The 25,546-nt window shown below is 27.8% G+C and carries 27 protein-coding genes; 26 read left to right on the forward strand and 1 reads right to left on the reverse strand.

Annotated elements, in window-relative coordinates; all coding sequences use genetic code 11:
* The first annotated feature begins 58 nt into the window (after window positions 1-58).
* From gcvPA to AACH12_RS02205, 11 genes are all read left to right on the forward strand, one after another.
* Window positions 59-1,402: an aminomethyl-transferring glycine dehydrogenase subunit GcvPA gene (gene gcvPA, locus AACH12_RS02155; RefSeq protein ID WP_338536440.1), complete on the forward strand. Its 1,344-nt coding sequence runs from the start codon at window positions 59-61 to the stop codon at window positions 1,400-1,402.
* Complete coding sequence (gene gcvPB / locus AACH12_RS02160) at window positions 1,402-2,865, forward strand: aminomethyl-transferring glycine dehydrogenase subunit GcvPB (RefSeq protein ID WP_338536441.1); 1,464 nt, start codon at window positions 1,402-1,404, stop codon at window positions 2,863-2,865. Before gcvPA ends, gcvPB begins: the two co-directional genes overlap by 1 nt.
* A 256-nt stretch (window positions 2,866-3,121) precedes the next feature.
* Window positions 3,122-3,970, forward strand: a complete 849-nt coding sequence (locus AACH12_RS02165) for a bifunctional 5,10-methylenetetrahydrofolate dehydrogenase/5,10-methenyltetrahydrofolate cyclohydrolase (protein WP_338536442.1) — start codon at window positions 3,122-3,124, stop codon at window positions 3,968-3,970.
* A gap of 89 nt (window positions 3,971-4,059) precedes the next feature.
* Entirely contained in the window at window positions 4,060-5,688 is a 1,629-nt protein-coding gene (locus AACH12_RS02170) for an RCC1 domain-containing protein (protein WP_338537332.1), read from the forward strand.
* A gap of 346 nt (window positions 5,689-6,034) precedes the next feature.
* Window positions 6,035-9,466, forward strand: coding sequence for a pyruvate carboxylase (locus AACH12_RS02175; protein ID WP_338536443.1), 3,432 nt, complete (start codon window positions 6,035-6,037; stop codon window positions 9,464-9,466).
* Between the two features lie 152 nt (window positions 9,467-9,618).
* Window positions 9,619-11,214, forward strand: coding sequence for a DUF3369 domain-containing protein (locus tag AACH12_RS02180; protein WP_338536444.1), 1,596 nt, complete (start codon window positions 9,619-9,621; stop codon window positions 11,212-11,214).
* A 62-nt stretch (window positions 11,215-11,276) separates the two neighbouring features.
* Window positions 11,277-11,621: a PilZ domain-containing protein gene (locus AACH12_RS02185; protein WP_338536445.1), complete on the forward strand. Its 345-nt coding sequence runs from the start codon at window positions 11,277-11,279 to the stop codon at window positions 11,619-11,621.
* 67 nt (window positions 11,622-11,688) lie between these two features.
* Complete coding sequence (locus AACH12_RS02190; protein ID WP_338536446.1) at window positions 11,689-12,630, forward strand: phosphoglycerate dehydrogenase; 942 nt, start codon at window positions 11,689-11,691, stop codon at window positions 12,628-12,630.
* Between the two features lies 1 nt (window position 12,631).
* On the forward strand, window positions 12,632-13,375 hold the full coding sequence (locus tag AACH12_RS02195; RefSeq protein WP_338536447.1) for a phosphatase: 744 nt from the start codon (window positions 12,632-12,634) through the stop codon (window positions 13,373-13,375).
* Window positions 13,368-14,423 carry a dual-specificity RNA methyltransferase RlmN gene (rlmN, locus tag AACH12_RS02200; RefSeq protein ID WP_338536448.1) on the forward strand — a complete coding sequence of 352 codons (1,056 nt, stop codon included), beginning with the start codon at window positions 13,368-13,370 and terminating at the stop codon, window positions 14,421-14,423. The genes AACH12_RS02195 and rlmN overlap by 8 nt, the downstream gene beginning before the upstream one ends.
* Before the next feature lie 134 nt (window positions 14,424-14,557).
* On the forward strand, window positions 14,558-14,929 hold the full coding sequence (locus AACH12_RS02205; protein ID WP_338536449.1) for a twitching motility protein PilT: 372 nt from the start codon (window positions 14,558-14,560) through the stop codon (window positions 14,927-14,929).
* Window positions 14,930-14,951: 22 nt separating this feature from the next.
* Here AACH12_RS02205 and AACH12_RS02210 read toward each other — a convergent pair whose 3' ends face one another.
* Entirely contained in the window at window positions 14,952-15,191 is a 240-nt protein-coding gene (locus tag AACH12_RS02210) for a hypothetical protein (protein WP_338536450.1), read from the reverse strand.
* Between the two features lie 246 nt (window positions 15,192-15,437).
* On the opposite strand from AACH12_RS02210, the gene AACH12_RS02215 reads away from it, so the two are divergent.
* The 15 genes from AACH12_RS02215 to AACH12_RS02285 all read left to right on the forward strand — a co-directional run bounded on the left by AACH12_RS02215 (window position 15,438) and on the right by AACH12_RS02285 (window position 25,530).
* Window positions 15,438-15,845 (forward strand): universal stress protein, encoded by a 408-nt coding sequence (locus tag AACH12_RS02215; protein ID WP_338536451.1) that lies wholly within the window; start codon window positions 15,438-15,440, stop codon window positions 15,843-15,845.
* 256 nt (window positions 15,846-16,101) lie between these two features.
* Window positions 16,102-17,067, forward strand: coding sequence for a 5'-nucleotidase, lipoprotein e(P4) family (locus AACH12_RS02220; protein WP_338536452.1), 966 nt, complete (start codon window positions 16,102-16,104; stop codon window positions 17,065-17,067).
* Between the two features lie 81 nt (window positions 17,068-17,148).
* Window positions 17,149-18,096, forward strand: coding sequence for a tRNA modification radical SAM protein MnmL/YtqA (gene mnmL, locus AACH12_RS02225; RefSeq protein ID WP_338536453.1), 948 nt, complete (start codon window positions 17,149-17,151; stop codon window positions 18,094-18,096).
* Window positions 18,097-18,207: 111 nt separating this feature from the next.
* On the forward strand, window positions 18,208-19,023 hold the full coding sequence (locus AACH12_RS02230) for a GTP pyrophosphokinase (protein WP_338536454.1): 816 nt from the start codon (window positions 18,208-18,210) through the stop codon (window positions 19,021-19,023).
* A 24-nt stretch (window positions 19,024-19,047) separates the two neighbouring features.
* Window positions 19,048-19,737, forward strand: a complete 690-nt coding sequence (locus tag AACH12_RS02235; protein ID WP_338536455.1) for a metallophosphoesterase — start codon at window positions 19,048-19,050, stop codon at window positions 19,735-19,737.
* 13 nt (window positions 19,738-19,750) lie between these two features.
* Window positions 19,751-20,305: a DUF6648 family protein gene (locus AACH12_RS02240; RefSeq protein WP_338536456.1), complete on the forward strand. Its 555-nt coding sequence runs from the start codon at window positions 19,751-19,753 to the stop codon at window positions 20,303-20,305.
* 177 nt (window positions 20,306-20,482) lie between these two features.
* Complete coding sequence (locus tag AACH12_RS02245) at window positions 20,483-20,908, forward strand: thioesterase family protein (RefSeq protein WP_338536457.1); 426 nt, start codon at window positions 20,483-20,485, stop codon at window positions 20,906-20,908.
* Window positions 20,909-20,960: 52 nt separating this feature from the next.
* Window positions 20,961-21,449 carry a Na+/H+ antiporter subunit E gene (locus tag AACH12_RS02250; protein WP_338536458.1) on the forward strand — a complete coding sequence of 163 codons (489 nt, stop codon included), beginning with the start codon at window positions 20,961-20,963 and terminating at the stop codon, window positions 21,447-21,449.
* 59 nt (window positions 21,450-21,508) lie between these two features.
* Complete coding sequence (locus AACH12_RS02255; protein WP_338536459.1) at window positions 21,509-21,763, forward strand: MrpF/PhaF family protein; 255 nt, start codon at window positions 21,509-21,511, stop codon at window positions 21,761-21,763.
* Window positions 21,764-21,797: 34 nt separating this feature from the next.
* Window positions 21,798-22,082: a cation:proton antiporter gene (locus tag AACH12_RS02260; RefSeq protein WP_338536460.1), complete on the forward strand. Its 285-nt coding sequence runs from the start codon at window positions 21,798-21,800 to the stop codon at window positions 22,080-22,082.
* A gap of 1 nt (window position 22,083) precedes the next feature.
* Window positions 22,084-22,617, forward strand: a complete 534-nt coding sequence (locus AACH12_RS02265; protein WP_338536461.1) for a Na(+)/H(+) antiporter subunit B — start codon at window positions 22,084-22,086, stop codon at window positions 22,615-22,617.
* Between the two features lie 26 nt (window positions 22,618-22,643).
* Window positions 22,644-22,916 carry a hypothetical protein gene (locus AACH12_RS02270; RefSeq protein WP_338536462.1) on the forward strand — a complete coding sequence of 91 codons (273 nt, stop codon included), beginning with the start codon at window positions 22,644-22,646 and terminating at the stop codon, window positions 22,914-22,916.
* A gap of 222 nt (window positions 22,917-23,138) precedes the next feature.
* Complete coding sequence (locus AACH12_RS02275; protein WP_338536463.1) at window positions 23,139-23,546, forward strand: MnhB domain-containing protein; 408 nt, start codon at window positions 23,139-23,141, stop codon at window positions 23,544-23,546.
* Complete coding sequence (locus AACH12_RS02280) at window positions 23,543-23,887, forward strand: sodium:proton antiporter (RefSeq protein WP_338536464.1); 345 nt, start codon at window positions 23,543-23,545, stop codon at window positions 23,885-23,887. The genes AACH12_RS02275 and AACH12_RS02280 overlap by 4 nt, the downstream gene beginning before the upstream one ends.
* A 134-nt stretch (window positions 23,888-24,021) precedes the next feature.
* Window positions 24,022-25,530 carry a complex I subunit 5 family protein gene (locus AACH12_RS02285; protein ID WP_338536465.1) on the forward strand — a complete coding sequence of 503 codons (1,509 nt, stop codon included), beginning with the start codon at window positions 24,022-24,024 and terminating at the stop codon, window positions 25,528-25,530.
* Window positions 25,531-25,546: the final 16 nt, after the last annotated feature.

Raw genomic sequence — 25,546 nt, forward strand, 5'->3', positions numbered from 1 at the left:
AAATTCTTGACTTCAAAGAGAGCATTAGCTCTCTTTGAATTATAAAAGGAGTGATATAGTGCATAGATATATACCTAATACTGAATCTGACGTAAAAGAAATGCTTAGCGATATTGGAGCAAAGTCTATAAATGATTTATTTGTAGATATTCCTGAAAAAATTAGATTTAGTGGTGAACTTAATTTAGAACCTTCAAAATCAGAACTTGAAGTTACAAATATATTAAAAAAATTAGGTGATGAAAATAAAAGCTTAGATGAGTTAGTGTGTTTTTTAGGCGCAGGGGCATATGATCATTTTGTTCCAACGACTGTAAAACATATGGCTTCAAGAAGTGAATTTTTTACTGCTTATACACCTTACCAACCAGAGATAAGTCAAGGAACTCTTCGTGCAATTTTTGAATACCAGTCACTAATATGTGAACTTACGGGTATGGATAATACTAATGCTTCAATGTATGATGGACAAACTGCGGTTGTTGAGGCGGCTATGATGGCAGTAGCATCTTCAAGAAAAGCAAATAAAATCTTAGTATCAAAAGGTCTTAATCCTGAAGCTAGACAGGTTCTTAACACATATATTCAATTTAGAGATATTGAACTTGAAGAAATTAGTCTAGTAAACGGTGCTACTAATTTAGATGAATTAAAAGAAAAATTATCTGCTGATGTTGCAGGTGTTATTGTTCAAAGTCCTAACTTTTTAGGAGTTATTGAAGATGTAAAAAAAGCAAGTGAACTTGTACATGAAACAAAAGCTGTTTTAATTGATTACGTTGATCCGATTTCACTTGGTATTCTTGAATCGCCAGGAAATCTTGGAGTGGATATTGTTTGTGGTGAAGCGCAGTCGCTTGGTAATGGCATGAACTTTGGTGGTCCATATATTGGATTTCTTGCTTCAAAGAGTAAATATGTAAGAAAACTTCCAGGAAGAGTTGTTGGTCAAAGCACTGATGTTGATGGAAAAAGAGCTTTTGTATTAACACTTCAAGCGCGTGAACAACATATTAGAAGATATAAGGCAACATCCAATATTTGTTCTAATCAAGGACTTAATGCTCTTATGTCATCAATTTATATGGTTACTATGGGAAAAGAAGGTCTTAAAGAAGTGGCTTATCAGTCAATGGCAAAAGCTCATTATGCTTATGATAAATTAATTGCTAGTGGTAAATATAAACCTGCTTTTGAAGGACAATCTTTCTTTAAAGAGTTTGCATTAATTGGCCAGGAAAAAACTTCAGAGGTAAATGAAAGACTTCTTAAAAACAATGTATTAGGTGGTTACGATTTAGAAAAAAGCTATGATATTGAAAATGGCGTTTTACTTGCAGTTACAGAGAAAAGAACTAAAGATGAAATTGATAATTTAGTTAAGCTTATGGAGGTGAAATAATGAGAAATTATGATAGTTTGATATTTGAAATCTCAAAGCCGGGTAGAAAGGCTTATTCACTTCCAAAGCTTGATGTCGAAGATATAAATGTTGAAGATTATATTTCTTCTGATTTTCTTAGAAAAGAAGATTTAGCATTTCCAGAGGTAAGTGAAGTAGATGTTATTAGACATTATACAAATTTATCGCAACTTAACTATGGGCTTGATACAGGTTTTTATCCACTTGGTTCTTGTACAATGAAATATAATCCAAGGATCAATGAAGATGCTGCTGGTATGACTTCACTTAATCATTTGCACCCTTATCAACCAGTAGAAACAGTACAAGGTTCATTAAAGATGATGTATAAAGTTGATGAAATGCTTCGTGAAATTTCTGGAATGGATAGAGTAACTCTTCAGCCAGCTGCAGGAGCTCATGGTGAATTAACTGGTATTATGCTTATAAAAGCATATCATAGAGATAGAGGAGATTTAAAAAGAACAAAAATTATTGTTCCAGACTCTGCTCATGGTACAAATCCATCTACATCTGCAGTTGCAGGGTTTGACATTGTAGAAATCAAATCAAATGCTGATGGGTCAGTAAATATGGATTCATTAAAAGAAGCACTTAGTGATGAAATTGCAGGTTTTATGCTTACAAATCCAAGTACTCTTGGATTATTTGAGAAAAATATAGTTGAAATAGCTGAGCTTATTCATGAGGCTGGTGGACTCCTTTATTATGATGGTGCAAATATGAATGCTATTATGGGTAAAACTAGACCTGGAGATATGGGATTTGATGTAATGCACTTTAATCTTCATAAAACATTTTCTACACCACATGGTGGTGGAGGACCTGGTAGTGGACCAGTTGGAGTTAAAGAATTTTTGGTTAAATATTTGCCTGTACCAGTGATTGATAAAAAAGATGATAAATATATACTAGATTATGATAGACCTAAAACAATTGGAAAAGTAAAAGGTTTCTATGGTAATTATAGCGTTATTCTTAGAGCGTTCACATATTTAGAAACTATGGGTAGTGATGGAATTAATGAAGTTAGTGAACTTGCAGTACTTAACGCTAACTATATGATGAACAAATTAAAGGAAAACTATAAACTACCGATGGATCAAATTTGTAAACATGAATTTGTACTTGATGGAGTTAAAAATGGAGATTTAATCGTTTCAACTTTAGATGTTGCAAAACGTTTATTGGACTTTGGTTATCATCCACCTACAATTTACTTCCCACTTATAGTTCATGAAGCAATTATGATTGAGCCTACAGAAACTGAAAGTAAAGAAACGATGGATGCTTTTATTAATGTTATGAATAAAATTTCTGATGAAGTAAAAGAAGATCCTTCTATTCTTAAAAATGCACCAACTTTAGCTTCAGTTAGAAGAATAGATGAAGCTAAAGCTGCTAGAAGTTTAATTCTAAAATATTCTGATAATTTTAAATAGGTGAATTTGAAGAGTAATTTACCTTTTGACATTATATACTTTATAAGGTAAGTGCATAATGTTTCTAAAATGGGATAATAGTTGAGAGTACGATATTTGAAGAGGATGCAATATGATTATTGCATCCTCTTTGATTAAATAAGATTAATTATAATAGTTGTTTATTAAAATAGTTATTTGTTATATTTTATAATAGGAAATAAAGATAATATATGATAATATATTTTACATAATATTTTTAAAAGGGGGAGAAGTTATGCAATTACTAGAAGGTAAAGTAGCGGCAAAACATATAAAACAAAATTTAAAAGAAGATATTGATCTATTAAAGAAAAAAGGATTAGTGCCAAATCTTAGAGTTGTAATAGTGGGAAATAGTCCAGCATCACTTGCCTATGTAAATATGGTGAGAAAAAGTTTTAATAAGGAAGGTGTAAATGCAGATGTATTAAAACTTGATGAATCGATTTCAGAAGATCAATTTATTAGTGAACTTGAAAAGCTTAATAATGACAATAAAGTTAGTGGTATTTTGATACAATTGCCACTTCCTAAGCAAATTAATACATCGAAAATTATAAAATTGATTAATCCTAATAAAGATGTTGATGGATTTCATCCGTTAAATGCTGGTAAATTACTTATTGGTGAAGATACTTTTATTCCATGTACACCATATGGAATGATTAAAATGCTTGAAGAATATGATATTGATATTGAAGGAAAAAATGCTGTAGTTCTTGGAAGGAGCAATATTGTTGGCAAACCAATTTCCCTGCTTCTTATGGAAAAAAATGCTACAGTAACAATATGTCATTCAAGAACAAAGAATATTAAAGAGATTGCAAGTAAGGCAGATATTTTAGTAGCAGCAATAGGAAAACACAATTTTGTTGATGAAAGCATGGTAAAAGAAGGTGCCATTGTTTTAGATGTTGGAATTCATGTAGTTGATGGTAAGCTTAAAGGTGATGTTGATTTTGAAAATGTAAAAAACAAGGTAAGTTATATTACTCCAGTTCCAGGAGGTGTTGGAACTACGACTATTGCTATGCTAATGTATAACACAGTTAAAGCTTGTAAGTTAATAAATAAGACTAATTAACCTGATTTATTTGACCTATTGCTATTTGTATTGATATACTAATAGCGATATATACAAAAAATAATATATGGATAGGTGTGATAGTGTTAATGATAATTATTGGTAGTGTGGTAGTAGTTGGTTTACTTGCAGGAGGTATTTTCGCATTTAGTAGAAGTAATAATTCTAAACTTGACAATATTGACGTAATTGGTGATTATACTATTTATAAATCTGCTTTACTTAAATTTAGAAAATCAGAAAAAAGAAAATGTGAAAATCTTAAGGATTTGGTTAAATACATTGAAACAGATAAAGAATTACCTTATGAAAGATATAATATAACAGTTGATGAAAAGTATTTTGTTGTTAAGAATACTAAAAATTTAGATGTTGCTAGTATTATAAAACGCATTGGAGGTACTTCATACCAAAATGGTAATAAACTTTATCTAAGTTTCTTAAGCTTAACTAAAGTAAGTAAAATTGAGCCTGTAGCAAGCTTTAAGGTTATTCCTAGTGAAAACATTTTTACTACTACCAATATTGAGTATGATACGTCTGGTGTTGTTGCTGAGGATGGTAAAGTAGCTGATTATAAATGGGAAGGAAATGAAGTAAGATTTTCAGAAGAAGGTACTTACATTGTTAGGCTAAAAATTAAAGATATTAACGGAAATTGGTCTGATTGGTATGAAAAAGAGCTATTAGTTCAAGAAAAAAAGGGATTAAAATCTGTTTCATGTGGATATGAATGTGCTTATATTGTACATGAAAATGGAAAAGTAGATGTTCTTGGTAGAAATGAATTAGGTCAACTTGGAACGGGAACTAATGAATCTCTAAGTAAAAGAACATATGCTATAAATCTAGATAATGTGGAGTCGCTTTCAGCTGGCGAAGAACATGCAGTCTTTAAAACTTATAATGGTAAAATTTTTTCAATAGGTAGCAATAAAAAAGGCCAACTAGGTCTTGGAACAAAAATTAATTCAAAAATTCCGAAAGAAATTTGGGGACTTGAGCATATAAAGCAGGTTGAATCTGGTAAAAGTTTTAGTGGTGCTCTTTCTGTAAGTGGTAGTGTATATACTTGGGGAGATAATGACTATGGTCAGCTTGGAAACGAAAAAAATCTTATGAGAAACATTCCTAAAAAGATTGAGCTTCTTAGCAATATAAAACAAATATCATTTGGAAATAAACATGCACTTGCCCTTACCTATGATGGTATGGTATATTCTTGGGGTAGCAATGAAAATGGTCAACTAGGAGTAGGATTTAAGGGCAAAAGTCTTGAACCTACACTTTCTGAATTTAAAAATGCGAAATTTGTTTGTGCGGGAAAGGATGCTTCATACGTTATAAATGAAGTAGGGAGAGTTTTGGTTTGTGGAAGAAATACATCAAATCAGCTTGGAATTGTTGGTGAAAAAGAAATTGTTTTTCCGATTGAAAATATGAATTTAAAAAATATTGTATATATATCGTCTGTAGGAGATTTTGCTGTTGCACTCGATAACATAGGAAAGGTATATTCTTGGGGAAGATATAAACACTCAGATGAAGACTATAATCAAAAACCTTCTTTAATTGATGGCGTAAAATATACAAAATCAATATCAACTACAGTAGATAGTGTATTTATAATTAATGAAAAAAACAATGTCTATACTTGGTCAAGTGTTCTTGAAAAAAGAGATAAATTAGAATTAATTATTGAAGATGACGAACTTTAAAAAATCTGTATTTTTACAGATTTTTTTTTGTTTAAATTTAATGCGAAAAAATATTAGGTGTAAGAAAAAGCGTCCTTTAATTTTTAAGGTATTTAGGTTTCGAATAAGTGTTTTCTTTGTTAAAACATAGTTAAACTTATAAAAAAATTAAAAAAATTAAGTGGAGTTTAATAAAAATATAAAAAAAAAGCCTTAAATCCTTGTAATCTCAAATGTAAGCTGATATATTAATATGAATAGTGTAAATAATATAAAATTGCTTTAAATAAGATTAATGAGTATGCAAAAAAACTCGAAGATTCATACGAATAATTAACAAAAAGTTCGTATAAAACAAGGAGAGAATATGAAAAAATTTAAGAGAATCTTGGTAGCAAATAGAGGAGAAATAGCGATAAGAATTTTCAGAGCTTGTCATGAATTAAATATTAGAACAGTAGCAATTTATTCTGAAGAAGATAAAAATTCTTTATTTAGAACTAAAGCGGATGAATCATATTTAATAGGGAAAGGTAAAAGTCCAGTAGATGTATATTTGAATATTAATGAAATAATAAAAGTGGCTCTAAAGAAAGGTGTTGATGCAATACATCCGGGCTATGGATTTTTATCTGAAAATCCTGAGTTCGCAAAAAAATGTGTAGAAGCTGGAATTGCATTTATTGGCCCAACCAGTGAAATGATGGAAAAAATGGGAGATAAAATCAAATCAAAAATTGTTGCTTCAAAGGTAAATGTTCCAACTATACCTGGTGTTGAAAAACCAATTGAGAGTGATGAAGATGCAATCGAATTTGCAAATTACTGTGGCTACCCAATTATACTAAAAGCCGCTGCTGGCGGTGGTGGTCGTGGTATGAGAATAGTTAGGGAAGAAAGTGAACTATTAGATAGTTTCAGAAGTGCAAAATCTGAAGCGAAAAAAGCGTTTGGAATCGATGATATGTTTATTGAAAAGTTCTTAGAAAATCCTAAACATATTGAAGTACAAGTGATTGGCGATAAATATGGAAATTTAGTTCATTTGTATGAAAGAGATTGTTCAATTCAAAGGAGACATCAAAAGGTTATAGAATTTACTCCGGCAATATCGCTTTCTGTAGAAAAAAGAAATGAGATATGTGCTGACGCTTTAAAAATAGCGAATGCTGTAAATTACAAAAGTGCTGGAACTGTAGAATTTTTAGTGGATAGTGGTGGAAGACATTATTTTATTGAGATGAATCCAAGAATTCAGGTTGAGCATACGGTTACTGAAATGGTTACTGGTATTGATATTGTCCAAACTCAAATTATGATTGAAGAGGGACACAAACTTGATTCACACGAAATAGGCATATATTCGCAAAATGATATTAGAGTTAATGGATATTCTATTCAGTGTAGAATAACAACAGAAGATCCATCAAATAATTTTGCTCCAGATACTGGTAAAATGGACGTTTATAGAACGGGCTCAGGATTTGGCATTAGACTTGATGGAGGAAATGGTTTTACGGGATCAATAATTAGTCCATATTATGATAGTTTACTTGTAAAATCAACTTCTTGGGCAAGAACTTTTCATGATGCAATAAGAAAACAGATTCGTGCAGTAAAAGAAGTTAAGGTTAGTGGTGTAAAGACTAATACTGCTTTTTTAATAAATGTATTAAATCATCCAATTTTTCAAAAAGGGCTATGTGATACTAATTTTATATCAAGTAACAAAGAATTATTTGATATTATTCCAAAAGAAGATCATGAACTTAAAGTGCTAAATTATATAGGAGAAAAAATTGTTAATGAAACAAAAGGCGTTAAATTTGATTTTGATGTTCCTTTAGTTCCTAAATATGATAAAAATATTATATTAAGTGGAACTAAAAATATACTTGATAATGATGGATCAAAAGGACTTATAGATTGGATTAAATCTCAAAACAAACTTTTATTAACTGATACGACTATGAGAGATGCACATCAATCTTTAATGGCTACAAGAGTGCGTACAAAAGATATGACGAAAATAGCGAGAGCTACTTCTCATTTGGCAAAAGATTTGTTTTCTCTTGAAATGTGGGGTGGTGCAACTTTTGATGTTGCTTATAGATTCTTAAAAGAATCACCTTGGGATAGACTTGAAAAAATAAGATCGAAAGTACCTAATGTATTACTCCAAATGCTAATTAGGGGTTCAAATGGAGTGGGTTATAAAAACTATCCTGATAATGTTATAAAGCATTTAATTAAAGAGTCAGCTAATAAAGGTATAGATGTATTTAGAATTTTTGATTCATTGAATTGGTTTGAAGGCATGGAACTTTCAATTGATGAAGTTTTAAATACTGGAAAAATTGCAGAAGCATGTATTTGCTATACTGGAGATATCTTAGATGAGTATCGCGATAAATATACTTTAGATTATTACGTAAAAATGGCAAAAAAAATTGAACGTTCTGGTGCGCATATATTAGGTATAAAAGATATGTCAGCTCTACTTAAACCGTATGCTGCACATAAATTGGTAGCTGCATTGAAAAACGAAATAGATATTCCGATTCATCTCCATACTCACGATACAACAGGAAATGGAGTTTCAACTATTTTGCTTGCGGCTGAAGCTGGAGTTGATATTGTTGATACTGCATTTAATTCAATGAGTGGACTTACAAGCCAGCCAGCTCTTAATTCGGTTGTTGCAGCTTTAAAAAATACAGATAGGGATACTGGAATTAAATTAGATGAAATACAGAAAATTTCTGATTATTGGTCATCTGTAAGACCTGTATATAGCAAGTTTGAGTCTGGGCTTAAGTCTTCTAGTGCTGAGATTTATAAATTTGAAATTCCAGGTGGTCAATATTCTAATTTAAAACCACAAGTAGAAAGTTTTGGACTTGGTCATAGATTTACTGAAGTAAAAGAAATGTATAAAGATGTAAATGAAATGTTTGGAGATATTATTAAGGTAACTCCTTCTTCAAAAGCAGTTGGTGATATGGCAATCTTTATGATACAAAATGATTTAAGTAAAGAAAATATATATGATAAAGGGAAAGACTTATCGTTTCCTGACTCTGTAGTATCGTTTTTTGAAGGTATGATGGGTCAAGTTGAAGGTGGATTTCCAAAAAAACTTCAGAAATTAGTATTAAAAGATATTAGACCAATAACATCTCGCCCAGGTGAGTTGCTTGAAGATGAAGATTTTGATAAAATTAGAGAACATTTAACTGAAAAATTTAATATTGAAGTTAAAGAAGAAGATATAATTTCTTATGCATTATATCCAAAAGTTTTTGATGAATATTTAACTTATATTAAGGAAAATGGCGAATTTTCAAGAATGGGTAGCGACATTTATTTTCATGGACTTAGAGAAGGTGAAACATGTGAAGTTGAGGTTGACGATGGAATAATACTGGTTGTTAAATATCTTGAAACTTCTAAAATTGACTCTAATGGTTTTAGAAGAGTCGTATTTGAAGTAAATGGTAATAGACGAGAAATAAATATAAGAGACAAAGCGACAAAAAACGAAAAAAGTGGTGATTATGTTCATATGGTTGATAAATCGAATCCGTATGAAATAGGATCTTCAATACCAGGTATTGTATCAAAATTATTTGTTAAAGAAGGGGATGTTGTTTTAGAAAACGACAAACTATTAGTTATTGAAGCCATGAAAATGGAAACAAACATTTCTTCTTCAGTTAGTGGCGAAATCGAAGAAATCTTAGTAAAAGAAGGAAAAGAAGTGAAGCCAGGAGAATTAATAATAAAAATTAAAAAATAATAAATAAAATCCAATAATAATTATGATTATTATTGGATTTTTATTTTGTCAAAAATATAGTATAATAAAATAAAGTGATAATATTAGAATAATTCAGATAATAATGGGTAAAATTAAAATAGATGGTGAATAAATGTATCTGAGGTGGACATATGATATTAAATGGTAATAAAATTAATGAAAAATTAAATACAACAGATTTGTCTACAGAAGAAGATCTTTTCTTTCTTGAAGAAGATAGTGATATTACTCTAAGTGAGAATTTATCTAATCCATGGAAAATTATTATAGCCGATGATGAAGAAGAAGTTCATGTTATGACTAAGATGGTTCTTAAAAAGTTTTTTTTTGAAGGACGACCACTTAAGCTTATTAGCGCATATTCTGGAAAAGAAACAATTGAAGCTATGATAGAAAACGATGATGTTGCTATGATTATTTTAGATGTAGTTATGGAAACTGAGAATTCAGGACTTGATGTTGTTAGGGAAATTAGAGATAAAATTAAAAATCCATTTGTAAGGATAATTTTAAGAACGGGTCAGCCAGGTCAGGCGCCTGAAGAAGATGTTATTAAGAACTATGATATTAATGACTACAAATCGAAAACTGAATTAACTGTTCAAAAACTTTATACCGCAGTAATTTCATCGTTAAGATCATTTAGAGATATGAAAACAATTGAAAAAAATAAAGTCGGTCTTGAAAAAATCATTTCTTCATCAAAAGATATATTTGAAATTAAATCGATTGAAAAGTTTTCAAATGGTATCTTAAAACAATTAGAAAGATTACTTGATTATTGTGATGGGAGAGAAACTAGAATAGACGCAGCAATTATTAATTATACATACGGAGTAATTTCTAGTGTAGTTGGCTCTGGAAAGTATAATGATAGTAGTGCTCTAAGTTTAGAAGACGAAATAGATGAGAGTTTATTAATGTCTATAAAAAAAGTAATTAGAGAAAAAAAATCAATATTTTTTGATAATATATTTATTGGATATTTTACCTCACTTGGTATACATGAAAATGTTATTTTACTTGAAGCGAGTAGAGAACTTGGACAATTTGAAATTGATTTACTTAAAATTTTTTCTTCAAATGTTTCTATTGCACTTGAAAATATCTATTTGAATATGGAGATCATTGATACACAAAAAGAAGTTATTTTTACATTAGGTGAGATTGTTGAAACAAGATCAAAAGAAACTGCAAATCATGTTAGAAGAGTTGCTGAATATTCTTATATATTAGCAAAAGCATATGGAATCACTGAAGAAAATGCAAAGATTCTTAGACTAGCATCGCCTATGCATGATATTGGAAAAATCGGGATTCCTGATAACATATTAAATAAGCCTGGAAAGCTTACTGAAGCTGAATTTGAAATTATCAAAACACACTCTATGATAGGATTTGAAATATTAAAACAATCAAGTAGAAGGATAATGAAGACTGCTGCAATGATTGCACTTGAACATCATGAGAGATGGGATGGATTAGGATACCCAAGTGGTAAAAAAGCTGAAGAAATAGAAATTTTTTCTAGAATAACATCATTGGTAGATGTATTTGATGCACTTGGACATAAAAGAGTGTATAAAGAAAAATGGATAATGGATGATATTCTTGAATATATAAAAAATGAAAGAGGCAAGATGTTTGATCCTTTAATTGTTGATATTTTCTTTAAGCATATTGATGAAATATTAGAAATTAGAGCTAAATACCCAGATAATGATTAATAAGTTTTGGGGAATAAAATTACTAAATAAATAGATTATTTTACTTAAAGAGGAGTGAGTTTATGTTAGAAAAAAGACGTGCAGAAAGATTGCCTTTTATGATGACTTTAAGAGTTGAGTCGCTTTATAAGCAGAACAATGAGGTTATTGATGATATAAAAGAAGATCTTGAAATAACAGATATTTCGAAAACGGGGATTGGTTTTTCTTCTCATGTAGAAATGCCGTTGGGTTATTACTTTAATGCAAATATTCAGTTAGAAGAAGAAAAACATTTTTTTAGTGTTCTAAAAATTATAAGAAAAAATGATGGTAAAGGTGAGTTTCATTATGGTTGTGAATTTGTAGGACTTGCTGATATATTATCTAGTGCAGTTGATGAGTATAAGGAAGATAAAAATCTTTAAAAATAAGTAACATGGAGGATTCCTTCATGTTACTTATTTTTTTAAGAAAGTTAATAAAGGAGAAATTATGAAAGTAACTTTTACGTATGATTATGGTGAAGAAAATATAAATAAAATTAGAAAACTTGGTTATGAAGTAATTGTAATCAATGAAAAAGAAATTACAAATAACGAATTTGTTAATGATTCGGACATATTAGTTTGTTATAATCCTTTTGATAAAATAAATTTAGATGAAATGAAAAATTTAAAGTATATTTTACTCTCAAGTATAGGATTCGATCAACTACCTTTAGAAAAAATTATAAGTAGAGATATTATAATTACAAATAATAAAGGTGGATATAGTATCCCTATGGGCGAGTATATTGTTTTAAGTATGTTAGAAATGTATAAAAATAGCAAATCAAAATTCAAAAATCAAAGTATGAAAAAATGGAAAATAGATACAAGTATTTTAGAATTATATGATAAAAATGTTCTTTTCGTGGGTACTGGTACCATTGCAAAAGAAGCTATAAAACGTTTATATGGATTTGATATGAATGTATATGGGGTAAATACAAGTGGTAAAAATATAGAAAATATAAAAAAATGTTTTAAATTTAGCCAAATAGCTAGTATTATTAGTGATATGGATTTTGTGATTCTTACTCTTCCTTATACACAAAAAACTCATCATATATTTAATTATGATTTATTAAGTAAAATGAAAAATGATTCATGCTTAATCAACGTTTCAAGAGGAAAGGTAATTGATGAAAAAGATTTGATAATTCATTTAGAAAATGGAAAATTCAAAGGGATATCATTAGATGTTTTTGATGAGGAACCTTTAAGTGAAACAAGTAAATTGTGGAATTTTGAAAATGTTAATATATCTTCTCATAGTTCATGGATATCTGAAATGAGAAATATAAGAAGGTTTAAGTATACTTATCAGAATCTTAAAAGTATAATAGAAGGAAAAAAATTAATAAATGTTGTTAATATCGAAAGGGGTTATTAATATGAAGTATTGTTTGGATACGCATGTACATACTATGGCGAGTGGTCATGCATATAGTACATTGCTTGAATATGTAAAAAGAGCAAAAGAGATTGAACTTGACTTAATTGCCATAACAGATCATGCTCCTAAAATGCCAGGTTCTTCAAATATTTTTCAAATTGCGAATCAGACTATTATACCTAGAGTTATCGAGGGAGTGAAAGTTCTTAGAGGTGTAGAAGCAAATATTATAGATTTTGATGGTAAAATTGATGTCGAAGAAAAATATCTTAAAAGACTAGATCTAGTAATTGCAAGTTTTCATGATGTATGCTTAGTACCTTCAACGGTAGAGAAAAATACCAATGCATTTTTAGGTGCAATTGAAAATCCATATGTTGATGTAATTGGTCACCTTGGAAACCCTAAAATTCCAGTAGATTATGAAACTATTGTTAAAGCATGTGTAAAGCATAATAAAATTATTGAGATTAATAATAGTTCCTTTAAGTCAGAGTCAAGAAAAGGTAGTGATGCTAATTGTAATGTAATTGCTCATCTTTGTGAAATTTATGGTGCAAAAATTATTGCTGGTAGTGACTCTCATATTATTTTTACTTTAGGTGAATTTGATGAGGCTATTAAAGTTATTGAAAATGCAAATATTAAAGAAGATAATATTATGAATAGTTCAGTAGAAAAGTTTATTAACTATTTAAATAAAAAAGGAAAACCAGTTAGTATGGAGGATTTTAATGAGTAGTAAATTTAAAGATATTCGTTCATATGAAATATCTGATTTAGAAGAATTTCTAATTAATAATAATGAAAAAAAATTTAGAGCCAAACAATTATTTGAATGGATACAAAAAGGCGTAGAAAATTTTGATGATATGACTAATATATCAAAGGAATTAAGATTAAAATTAAAAGAAAAATTTATATTAAATAATGCTAAAAGTTTAAAAGTACTAAGCTCGGAGAACGATGGAACAAAAAAATATCTTTTTAAACTAAATGATGGTAATATAATTGAGTCTGTATTAATGAGATATAAGCATGGTAATACAGTCTGTGTATCGACTCAAATTGGGTGCAAGATGGGTTGTACTTTTTGCGCCTCAACAATAGGTGGTATGGTTAGAAATTTAACTGCTGGAGAGATTATTGGACAAATTTTTGCGATACAAAATGACATTAAAGAAAGGGTAAGTAATATTGTGCTTATGGGAAGCGGAGAACCTCTTGATAATTATGATGAAGTTATTAAATTTTTAAGATTAGTAAATCACCCTAAGGGACTTAATATAGGAATGAGATCGATTACACTTTCAACTTCTGGAATAGCACCAAAAATTAAAAAACTTGCAGATTTAAATTTACAGTTAACGCTAGCAATTAGTCTTCATGCACCAAACGATGATCTAAGATCGTCTACAATGCCTATCAATAATAAATATCCAATAAAAGAATTAATTGAAGCTTGCAAATATTATATTGATACTACAGGAAGAAGAGTGACTTTTGAATATGCTTTAATAGAAAATGTAAATGACAATGATTTAACGGCACAAGAACTTGGAAAATTATTAAAAGGAATGCTTTGTCATGTGAATCTTATTCCAATTAATGCAGTTAAAGAAAGAGGCTTTAAACCAACCCAAAATAAAAATATAGTAAATTTTAAAAAAACGTTAGAAAAATACGGAATTACTGTTACTATTAGAAGAGAATTGGGTAGTGATATTAATGCAGCGTGTGGGCAGTTAAGAAAAGGTTTTATCGAAGAATTAAATATTGAGAATATTTAAAATTTCATGAGAAAAATAAAGGAATTAAGCAAATTTTGAAGAATTAAATATAATAGTAGCTTAATTTTTACTTATGAAAGATTAATAGATGTTGTGGTTTTTAGTTGTCTTCAATTATAAGGGGGTAGATTGAGATGTTCAATTTAATTTCAGGAAAAAAAGGTAGCGGAAAGACTAAAGAGTTGATAAAAATGGCTAATGAGGATGTGGTTACTTCTGATGGAAGTGTGATTTTTATAGATAGAGATAAAAGTCATATGTATAATTTAAAACATACCATGAGACTTATAAATATGAATGAATTTCCAGTAAAAACTAAAGATGAATTTTTTGGTTTTTTATGTGGACTTATCTCAAATAACTATGATATAGAGTCGATTTATATAGATGGACTTATGAAAGTTATGGATATTGAAAATTCAGAGGTAGAAGAATTTTCAGTTAAAACTAAAGAACTTGCAAATAAATATAAAATTAAAATCGTATCTACTTTAAGTGAAGACTAAAACACACATAAATATCTAGGGGTTATAAGAATTTTTTCCCTAGATATTTTTTTATGTCTTCTTTACTTGAGAAATCATCAATTAAAATTGTTTTATCAGTTTCTTCAAAGTAAACTTCAATTTCGCAATCACCTTTTTTAAAGAATTTTGCTACCGTATCTTCACTTAGTTCTCTAATTTTATTTTTGTGATGCTTTATTTTATAAAATTCTTTTATAAAATAAAAACCTTTTACACCAATAATTTTTGTGTATTTATTCATAATAAATTTTTATTGATTGTGTGTACAATCAAAACTCCTTTCTAATTTTATATTATATTCTTTTCTACAGCTTAGAATATAATATAAAAAGCTTATTGTAAACAAAAAAAGTTATTTTTAATATAATTGGGTATAAAAGAAGTGTTAACAAAATGTTAATAGAATATTGAATTTTTTTGTAAAAAATTTGATATAATAAGTTTAGGCGAGTTAATACTATATATTCACCAGTGAGGTAAAATAATAATGAGAAATAGGAAAAAAATTATGGTTTGCGTAACGCAACAAAAATCATGTGAGCGCTTAATACAAAGGGGAAATGAACTTAGAAAAAATGATAGTGATGAACTTTTTGTTATTCATGTAGTAAAAGAAAATTGGAAATATTTTGGTAAGTTAAAAGAATCGGATGCTATAGAATATTTATTTGATGTTAGCAAAGAATATGGCGCAAATTTAACAGTAATAAAATCAAAAAAAATTGAAGAAACGCTTGGAAATGCAGCTGAAGAAAATAAAATTGATATTATAGTTATGGGTGAGTCTTTCGAATCAAATGCTCAACAAAATATGATTAATAGATTGCAGAAAAAAACAAAAAAAGAAGTAGTTTTTGATATTGTTAGTTATGAAAATATAGAAAATATAATTTAAATGATTTTTAAGTTATAAAATAGAATAGGATAAAACAAAAACACATTGATAAAAATGTGTTTTTGTTTTATAAAGAAGTTCTAATAAATTGGATATTATAACTTTTAGCCATTAGGTAAATGTTACAAAAAAAACACAAAATAAAAAAAGGAGTTTGGAAAATATTATTGAACTTTAACCGTGGTGACAAAAAAGAAATAGTATATAGATATAGCTATTAAAGTCATCAAAAAAATTTTGGGGAGGATTTATTTTAATGAAAAGAAGAATTTTGAGTTTAGTAATGGTATTAAGTTTAGTAGTATCGATCGGTGCTGTAAGTTTTGCAAATGATAATTACAGTATTCAGTCAGGAGACACTTTAGCTAATATTGCTAGTAAAACAGGTGTAAAAGTTGAAGATTTAGTTAAGTTTAACGATTTAAAAAATCCAAATATGATTTATGCTGGTGGAGTGTTAAAATTAGCTCCAGATTTTTCACAAGTTGATCTTAATGAAGAATATGTAATGGCCCTAGCTTGGGTTCAAAACTCAGGTGAATTTAAAGCTCTTAGTTATCAAGCATTTAACATGGCTAAAATGATGATAGATCTTGATTTAGTAAACAATGCTTCAGCTACTATGAAAGGTGCAGTAATAGTAGATGCTGATGAAACAGTAATTGACAATAGTGCATTTAACGCTTCATTTGTTGGAAATGCAGGTCATTATTCATCATCTTCATGGGGTAAATGGGTAAATGATGAACAAGCTCTTGCAATGCCTGGTTCAGCAGAATTTTTAAATTATGCTGCTAGTAAAGGCTATGATATTTACTATATTACAAACAGAAAAGAAACAGCAGGATTACTTGAGCCTACAATGAATAATTTAAAAGCTCTTGGTTTTCCACAAATCACAAAAGAACATATGATGCTTAGAACAGCAGAATCTAGTAAAGAAGCTAGAAGAGATATGGTTGCTAAAGATCATAGACTTGTAGTTCTAATGGGAGACAACTTAAACGATTTCTCAAATGTATTTGAAAAGAAAAACAATGCTGAAAGAAGTGCAGAAGTTGCTAAATTAAAAGCTGATTTTGGTTCTAAATTTATTATGCTTCCTAATCCAATTTACGGAGAGTGGGAACCACAATTGACTTCAGATTTTTACTGGGGACTTGACGCTAAAGGTAAAAGTGATGCAAGACAAAACTCATTAAGAAAATGGAATCAACAGTAATAATGAAATTAATTAATTAGAAAGGTGAGCCTTGGCTCACCTTTTTTTACATAGTAAAGTGTAAAATACATATTAAAAAAGGTGATTACTATTAAAAAACATTATAAAATATATTCAGAGTTTCTGAAAGAAAAATACCACGAAAAAGTGTATAAGCTTCCAATAAATATTCCGCTTACTTGTCCAAATAGAGATGGAAAAATTGGTTATGGTGGTTGTATTTTTTGTGGAGATCTAGGAGCTGGATTTGAAAATCTAAGTAGTAAAGTAAGTGTTAAAGACCAACTATCAATAAATAGAGAAAGAATCGAGAAAAAGTATAAAGCAAAAAAGTTTATTGGATATTTTCAAAATTATACAAATTCATATGAAAAATTAAGTGTTTTAAAAAAATATTATTTAGACGCTTGTATTGAAGATATTGTTGAACTTTGTATATCTACTAGACCGGACTGTATTAGTGAAGAATTTCTTAAAATGTTAAATGAAGTTTCAAATGAAAAAAATGTTCAAATAACTCTCGAACTTGGCCTACAATCAATTAATCATAAGACGCTTAAAATACTTAATAGAGGACATTCTTTAGCGGAATTTATTGATTCAGTAATTATGATAAAAAAATTTGATTTTGATATTTGCGTTCACTTAATAGGTAACTTACCTTGGGATGATTTAGAAGATTTTATTGAAACTGCTAAAGTACTTTCTGCTCTTAGAGTTGATTTAATAAAAATCCACTCGCTTTATATCCTTAAAAATACAAAACTTGGTAATATGTATAAAAATGGAGAAATTGAAATTTGCACGGTTAAGGACTATGTCGAAAGAGTTGTTGAATTTATTAGATACAGCTCTAAAAATATAGTTTTTCAGAGACTTCTAGCAAGAGCACCAGAGGAAGAAACTTTATTTTGTAATTGGTCTATGAGCTGGTGGAAAATAAATGATATGATTGATTTTGAACTTGATAGGCTTGGTGCTTATCAAGGAGATAAATGTGATTATTTAGGTGGAAAGAGCATAAAATAATATTTTGCAATATATTTTTACTTAAAAAAGTAATCAATAATTGTTTATTTTATAGTATAATGAGATTGTAAATGCACATTATAATTAAATGATTTGATTGGAGGTTATATTTTGGAAAACCAAATTAGAGAATGGAAAAAAGTTCTGATTCCTTATGAACAGGCTGTTGAAGAATTAAAAGTTAAATTTAAATCTATTAGAAAAGAATATAGGGAAATGAATGATTATTCTCCGATTGAATTTGTTACTGGTCGAGTAAAAAAAATATCCTCGATTATTGAAAAATCAAAACGTAGAGGAATACCTGAAAATAGAATAGTAGAGCTTATGGAGGATATTGCAGGAATAAGAATTATGTGTCAATTTAGAGATGATATTTATAAAGTAGTGGAATTAATTAGAGCTAGAAATGGTAAAGATCTTCAAATTGTATACGAGAAGAATTATATCAAAAACACTAAAGAAAGTGGATATAAAAGTTACCATATAATAATTAAATATCGCCTTCAAACTGCACTTGGTGAAAAAGAAATCCTTGCAGAACTCCAAATAAGAACTTTAGCAATGAATTTTTGGGCAACTATTGAACATTCTCTAAATTACAAATATAAAAAAAATATACCGGAACTTGTTAGAAATAGACTTAAAAAAGCTGCAGATGCAGCGTCTGCTTTAGATGATGAAATGTATGAAATAAGAAAAGAAATTATAAAAGCTCAGCTTCTGTTTGAGAGAAAATCAAATATTGTAACAGATATTACTAATAATATTAGGCTTTTAATACTAGCAGAAAGAGAAGATGAAGCAGTTCAGTTTCAAAAAAGATTTGATAAACTTTGGGAAGAAGGCATGATGGATGATTTTGAGGATTTATTAGTAGATATTAAGAATGAACTTCCTCGTTATAAAATTTTTTCTTCTGATTAGATATATAGGAATGATGGTGATAGAGTGGCTCTTTATGCAATAGGGGATTTACATTTGAGTTTTTCTGAAAGTAAACCAATGGATATTTTTGGAGAAAATTGGAACGATTACGAAAATAAAATTAAAAAAAACTGGTTAGAAAAAATAAGCGATGAAGATACTATTTTAATTCCGGGTGATATTTCTTGGGCGATAAAATTTAGTGGAGCTATGATTGACTTAGAGTGGATTGATAAATTACCTGGAAAAAAAATAATAATAAAAGGTAACCATGATTATTGGTGGACTTCACTAAAAAAAATGATAGGCAAGTTTGAAACTATTGACTTTCTTCATAATAAATATTTTGTATATAAAGACTATGCTATTTGTGGTAGCAGAGGATGGAATTCACCATCTAAAACAAATTTTACAGAAAGTGATTTAAAAATATATAAGAGAGAAATCATTAGACTTAAAATTTCTTTAGACAGTGCTATTAAAGATGGATATAGTAAGTTTATTGTAATGATGCACTATCCACCAACTAATGATTTAAAAGAAACAAGTGAATTTACTTCTCTTTTTGAAAAATATGGAGTAGAAAAAGTCATTTATGGACACCTACATACAGAAGCTTCTTTTTTTTCTAGTATACAAGGCGATGTAAATGGTGTAGAATATATTTTAGTGTCGTCTGACTATTTAAAATTTGATCCAAAAAAAGTATTATAGAATTGAGGTTAATTTGATTAAGAAAAGAAATGAAGTAAATGAACTAAGTAAATTTGTGGAAAATAGAGATATGCTTATTGATACTCTTAAAGAAGGTAAGATAAACAAAATTCAGTATATTGAAGCTTGTTACGAATTTTTAAAGGTGGAAAATATGAAGCCCTTTAAAATTAATGTTGATTCAATCGAAAAAAGTTTATACAATTACCAGTATTACAACACTCTAGCAAAATATACGCTTATGAAATGTGAAGAGTGTAGATTTAGAGATTCTACGAAGTCGCGTGAGTTATATGAATATGCTCAGGACTATTATGCTAAAAAAGATAAAGAAACATTAAATCTTTTAGAACTTATCAATTATAAAAATGTGAGTGCATATTTCTTGAAAATGAATTCGGAAGTATTAGAGGGAGAATTATTTGAAATAACAATTGATAATTATGATAAAGCCGTATTTCATTCAAAGGATAAAAGAATATTAAATAGGCTTAAAAAAAATGGAGTGTTTGATGAAGAAGCAAAGTTGTCAATAATTGATAAATATGTTAATACTAAATATGCATAAAAAATAAAACAAACAAAGTGGATACAACTTATTAAGATAAGTTGTATCCACTTTATTTGTATAAGAGCTTTAAAAGTCTCTTATTATGTTTAAATAGCTAAAAAAAAGGTAAATATAATGTATAAGCTACAATAAAACTGTGTTGATTTATATAATTTTAACGAATGGAGGAATACTATGTTAAATTTAAATGGCATTAAAGTTGGTGAAAGTTTTACAATTCAAAAGAAAGTTACTGAAGAAGATACTGCACTGAACTATGGTAGTGGTAAATTAGAGAAATTATTTGCAACACCATCGTTAATAGCATTAATGATAGAAGGAAGTTCAATGATGCTTGACGATAAACTAGAAGAAGGTTATATTACGGTTGGTAAAAGTATAAGTGCTTCGCATGATAAACCTACAGTGCTTGGAGAAACTGTTTCAGTTAAAATCGTAGTAGATGAAATAGTAGGTACAAAAATTAAATTAAAAATTGACGCATTTGATGAAATTGGCTTAATAGGTCACGGAGAACATGAAAGAGTAGTTGTAAATAAAAATAGTTTACTTCAAAGAGCAAATAAACGTGAAGAAAAATTAAAAAGTACTAACTATTAAAATAACTTTAATTTAATAGCAACCTACACTAATGATTGTAAATGAGGTATAGATGAATAAATTTTTTAAAATACTAATATTAAGTATATTTCTATTTTTATTTTGGATTATATTAAATGAAAGTTTAAATAAAACTACTATTTTATATGGTTTAGGTCTAAGTATAATAATTTCTTTTTTTACAATCGATTTGGTTTTTTTTAGTGAAGAAAAAAATTATATTACTATTAATCCAATTACAATTTCATATTTTATAATTATTGTTTTTGTTGATATAATAAAATCAACATATACTCAAATAATAAGAATTATTAATAATGAAAGTAAAGTTAGAAAAGTTAGAGTTAAACTAAAATTTAAAAATATTTATGCAAAAGTTCTTATTTCAAACGCAATAACGCTTACACCAGGAACAATTTCTTTGGAAATTGAAGAAAATATTATTAGTGTATTATGTTTCGCTGAAAATATAAAAAGTGAAAAAAAAATAGTTGATGATATAGAAAGATTACAAAAACCATTTACCTTATTTGAAAAATGAATTCATAGTGGTAATTAGTAAAATATTATTAATTAAATTTTAGGAGGATACTAAATTCTATGTTGATAATTTCTATGATAGTTATTATATTTTCAATGATAGTATTATTTACTAAGTTAATTCTTAGCAACACCTTGTTTAAAAGGTTGGTATTTTTAAATTTATTTTCTTTATTAATAACAATGTTACTGGTAACATACGCTGTATATTCTAACGAACCTTTTATTATGGATATTGCAATTGCATATTCTATTATTGGATTTTTAGCATTGGTATTGTTACTAAGATTTACTGGGAGTATAGACGAATCTTAATAAATAATACAATTTAAAGTTTCTAGGAGGGAATATGCTTTCAGATATTTTATTGATAATATCCATGAGTTTTGTATTAATTGGAGTTTTTGGTGTAATTAGATATGAAACTGTTTTAGCAAAGCTTCTTACAAGTAGTGTGATTGATACTGCAGCACTAATTATGCTTATGATTGCTTTAATTATTAAATTAGGTTTTTCATCTATGACCTTTAAATTAATTATTGTATTAATATTTGTTCTTATTACAAATCCTGTTATAAATCATTTAATAGCTAGAAATGTATATAAAAAAAATAAAAATAACAAAGAGGTTTGAAATGTATATCAAATATGTGCTTATGACTTTACTTTTATTTCTTAGTTTAATAATAATACTGGAAAAAAACAATTTTAAGTTAATCGTATTTTTTTCAGTATTTTCTTTAATTTCAGCTAGTTTATATTTTTACAATTTTGCGCCTGATGTTGCACTCGCTGAAGTTGCTGTCGGAAGTGCTTTTGTTCCTTTAATTTTTTTGATAGCGATTTCAAAGCAGAGAACATTTACTGTTATGAGTACTTTAAAAAAGAATTTTGAATATAATAAGATTTTAGTAGAATTTTGTATAAGGGAAAATTTAAAACTTAAGATAATTGATATAGATAGTGTAACAAATGATGAAAGTAGAACCATACATGGTGTCTTTAGAAGAAAAGATATAGATTTAATTGTAAATTATGATGAATATAATGGAAAATATGAGATGATTGGTAAAAAAACTAATATACTTTTAAATGAATTAGATAATTCTCTCATAAATTTTTCTAATATAGAACTAATAAGAATACTAGATGAAGAAATGAAAGACTAAAATATTGTTTTAAAATAGAGGTAATTATGAAAAGTTTAAGGAAAGTATTAGTTATAGGAGTATTATTAATATTATTTGCACAAGTATTAATATTATTTTCTAAGGAAAAAGTTGATATAAATACTTTAAGCAAAGATTATTATATTACAAATGGATATAAAGAAACTAGTTCGAAAAATCTTGTAACATCAATATATCTTGATTATAGGCTTTTTGATTCATTTTTTGAAGCAAGCATTCTATTAGTTGTTGTTACGGGTATTGCATTTATGACAATAAAAGATAAAGATTTAGAATAGTAAAGTGTTAAGCTAATACTTAAAGTGTGATGAATATCATGTGTAGATAGCTTTTATTAAAATAATAATTTATCCGATGCCTTAGAGTTCTAACCCCCCACTTCTTAAAAAAGTGGGGGATAAAGAACTCTAAAAAGGCCCTGGATTATGTTTTCTAAGATTCAGTGGGCGTAAAAACTCCCTCTAAATCCAAGAAATTCATTTATTAAAAAAGAGGAAAGTATGGAAAATTCTAAAATTTTAAACACTGTTAGTAGAATACTATTACCATTTATAATTATATTTGGAATATATATAATAGTAAATGGTGATAAATCAGTTGGTGGTGGTTTTCAAGGTGGTGTAATTTTATCAACAAGTTATTTAGTCTACTACCAAATTACTAATAAACACTTATTTTCTTTAAAAAAAATGTTGAAAGTTGATAAATATATTTTTATTATACTAATATTTGCAATTGGTTTTTCTCTTATAACAAAAGGGGAGCTGTTTACAAATTTTTTTCCAAGCTATTTTGATATTAGTATTAGAAGAACATATTTAGAATTATTAAATATAATTATAGGAACAAAAGTAGCTATAGGTTTTATTGTATTATTTTTAATATTTATTGAGGAGGGAGATAGTTGAATTTTGAAATTGGAATATCAATAATAATTATTTTAATAGGAGTATATGGAGTAGCTACTAGTAAAAATATTATAAAATCTATTTTATGTTTCAATATCGTTCAGGCCTCAATTATTTTACTATTTGTTATTGTAGGGTCTTATGAAGGCGATGAGATACCAATTTTAACAAATTTCACAAGTAGTATGGTTGATCCACTTCCTCATGCACTTATGATAACGGCAATAGTAATAAGCGCTTCTATTACAGCACTATCTTTAATGTTTGCAGTAAAAATATTTCACTACTACGGAACTCTAAATTGGAATGAACTTAGCAAAAAGGATGTGAAAACAAATTGAACATTATTTTAACATCGCAGGCACTAATATTTATTCCTATTGTATTTTCAGTTTTAATATATTTATTCAATAATAAGTTTGTTAGCTATATTGCATATGTTGCTCAGATTTTTTTAACCATATTTTCTTTTATAATGTGGAAATATTTAATTAAAAATGGGGTAATTACTATTTTGCTTGGTGGATGGAATAAATCAATTGGAATAGAACTTAGAATTGATAATTTATCAATGTTATTTATCACCATGACAGTATTAATTTGGTGGCTAGTGTTAATATACTCATGGGAGCAGAAAAAGAAAGATTATAAATTTTTATTTTTCTTATTGTTTTTAGAGGGTTCTTTTATAGCACTTCTTCAAAGTAATGATCTTTTTACACTTTTTGTGCTAATAGAAATAGTAACTATTCTTTCATCAATTTTAATAATATATAAAAAAGACGGTAAATCACTAAAATCAGGTTTATTTTATTTACTGTTTAATAGTTTTTCAATGATGATTTATTTATTAGGCATTATACTCATATATATAAAAGTAGGAACTCTTAATATGAGTCAAATTAGAGAATATATTTTAGCGAATTTATCAAGCAATCAATCAGTGTATATTAATGTAAGTTTTGCATGTTTTATTGTAGTTATGAGCGTAAAATCAGCAGTTTTTCCAGTTTATGAATGGCTTCCTAGAGCACATACAGCTTCCCAAACTTCAGTATCAACGCTTCTTTCAGGTCTACTCGTTAAAACAGGAATATATGGAATGATAAGATTTTTATATGTTTTTAATAATAATAATATATATGAATTTTTATTTTTACTGGGTGCATTTACAGCAATTACAGGTGCAATTTTTGCGATTAGTCAAAAAGATATAAAGGCTATGTTAGCTTTTAGTACAATTTCTCAAATAGGATTAATTGTTATTTCTTTAAGTACAAATTCTGATATAGGTTTTATAGGCGCATATCTACATATTTTTAACCATTTTTTATTTAAAAGTTTGCTATTTTTAGGAGTAGGTATTTTAATAAATGAATACGGCCTTAGAAGAATAAACCAAATAAAAGGAATAGGAAGAAGTCATCCACTTTTAAGCATATGTATGATAATTGGTATTCTTTCAATGACAGGTTTTCCGCTTCAGATAGGTTTTTTAAGTAAAAGTATGATTAAATATAGTTTTACTAGTAATGTTAAATTACTAGTATTTCAATTTTCTAGTTTTTTAACTATAATAGCTTTTATTAAGTTTTCAAGTATATTTTTTGGAAAACCAGAGGTAATTAAAACACTAAAAAAGAACCAAATATTTTCTATAACAATTCTTACTCTTATTTGTATATTAGCTTTTTTTATTGAACTCAAGTTTATTCCTAGTTTTATTAGAATAAATGGAAGTGATATATCTAGTTCTATGGTTTATATAATAAAAAAAATCAATTTAAATATTTATAGCAAAATGCTAATTAAAAATATAATTGATTATTTTATTATGGTAATTTTAGGATTTTATATCTACAAATATTTTATAAAAACCGAAAGAAGAGTTTTTTATAAAATTAGGAATTATAAAGTAAATTATCAAAACGCAATATTGCTACTAATGTTATTTTTGAGCGTTACAATTAAAATAGTAAATTAAATTTTTTTGAAAATAT

The organism is Helicovermis profundi (assembly GCF_033097505.1).
In the GTDB taxonomy this organism is placed as follows: domain Bacteria; phylum Bacillota; class Clostridia; order Peptostreptococcales; family Acidaminobacteraceae; genus Helicovermis; species Helicovermis profundi.

What these genes read in the sequence shown, in the direction of transcription:
- AACH12_RS02255 (WP_338536459.1), top strand. Translation starts at nt 21,509, where the DNA reads ATGTTGATAATTTCTATGATAGTTATTATATTTTCAATGATAGTATTA.
- AACH12_RS02260 (WP_338536460.1), top strand. Translation starts at nt 21,798, where the DNA reads ATGCTTTCAGATATTTTATTGATAATATCCATGAGTTTTGTATTAATT.
- AACH12_RS02265 (WP_338536461.1), top strand. Translation starts at nt 22,084, where the DNA reads ATGTATATCAAATATGTGCTTATGACTTTACTTTTATTTCTTAGTTTA.
- AACH12_RS02165 (WP_338536442.1), top strand. Translation starts at nt 3,122, where the DNA reads ATGCAATTACTAGAAGGTAAAGTAGCGGCAAAACATATAAAACAAAAT.
- AACH12_RS02195 (WP_338536447.1), top strand. Translation starts at nt 12,632, where the DNA reads ATGAAGTATTGTTTGGATACGCATGTACATACTATGGCGAGTGGTCAT.
- AACH12_RS02205 (WP_338536449.1), top strand. Translation starts at nt 14,558, where the DNA reads ATGTTCAATTTAATTTCAGGAAAAAAAGGTAGCGGAAAGACTAAAGAG.
- AACH12_RS02275 (WP_338536463.1), top strand. Translation starts at nt 23,139, where the DNA reads ATGGAAAATTCTAAAATTTTAAACACTGTTAGTAGAATACTATTACCA.
- AACH12_RS02285 (WP_338536465.1), top strand. Translation starts at nt 24,022, where the DNA reads ATGTGGAAATATTTAATTAAAAATGGGGTAATTACTATTTTGCTTGGT.
- AACH12_RS02170 (WP_338537332.1), top strand. Translation starts at nt 4,060, where the DNA reads ATGATAATTATTGGTAGTGTGGTAGTAGTTGGTTTACTTGCAGGAGGT.
- AACH12_RS02175 (WP_338536443.1), top strand. Translation starts at nt 6,035, where the DNA reads ATGAAAAAATTTAAGAGAATCTTGGTAGCAAATAGAGGAGAAATAGCG.
- AACH12_RS02220 (WP_338536452.1), top strand. Translation starts at nt 16,102, where the DNA reads ATGAAAAGAAGAATTTTGAGTTTAGTAATGGTATTAAGTTTAGTAGTA.
- AACH12_RS02190 (WP_338536446.1), top strand. Translation starts at nt 11,689, where the DNA reads ATGAAAGTAACTTTTACGTATGATTATGGTGAAGAAAATATAAATAAA.
- AACH12_RS02180 (WP_338536444.1), top strand. Translation starts at nt 9,619, where the DNA reads ATGATATTAAATGGTAATAAAATTAATGAAAAATTAAATACAACAGAT.
- AACH12_RS02210 (WP_338536450.1), bottom strand. Translation starts at nt 15,191, where the DNA reads ATGAATAAATACACAAAAATTATTGGTGTAAAAGGTTTTTATTTTATA.
- AACH12_RS02270 (WP_338536462.1), top strand. Translation starts at nt 22,644, where the DNA reads ATGAAAAGTTTAAGGAAAGTATTAGTTATAGGAGTATTATTAATATTA.
- gcvPB (WP_338536441.1), top strand. Translation starts at nt 1,402, where the DNA reads ATGAGAAATTATGATAGTTTGATATTTGAAATCTCAAAGCCGGGTAGA.
- AACH12_RS02245 (WP_338536457.1), top strand. Translation starts at nt 20,483, where the DNA reads ATGTTAAATTTAAATGGCATTAAAGTTGGTGAAAGTTTTACAATTCAA.
- AACH12_RS02250 (WP_338536458.1), top strand. Translation starts at nt 20,961, where the DNA reads ATGAATAAATTTTTTAAAATACTAATATTAAGTATATTTCTATTTTTA.
- AACH12_RS02185 (WP_338536445.1), top strand. Translation starts at nt 11,277, where the DNA reads ATGTTAGAAAAAAGACGTGCAGAAAGATTGCCTTTTATGATGACTTTA.
- rlmN (WP_338536448.1), top strand. Translation starts at nt 13,368, where the DNA reads ATGAGTAGTAAATTTAAAGATATTCGTTCATATGAAATATCTGATTTA.
- AACH12_RS02215 (WP_338536451.1), top strand. Translation starts at nt 15,438, where the DNA reads ATGAGAAATAGGAAAAAAATTATGGTTTGCGTAACGCAACAAAAATCA.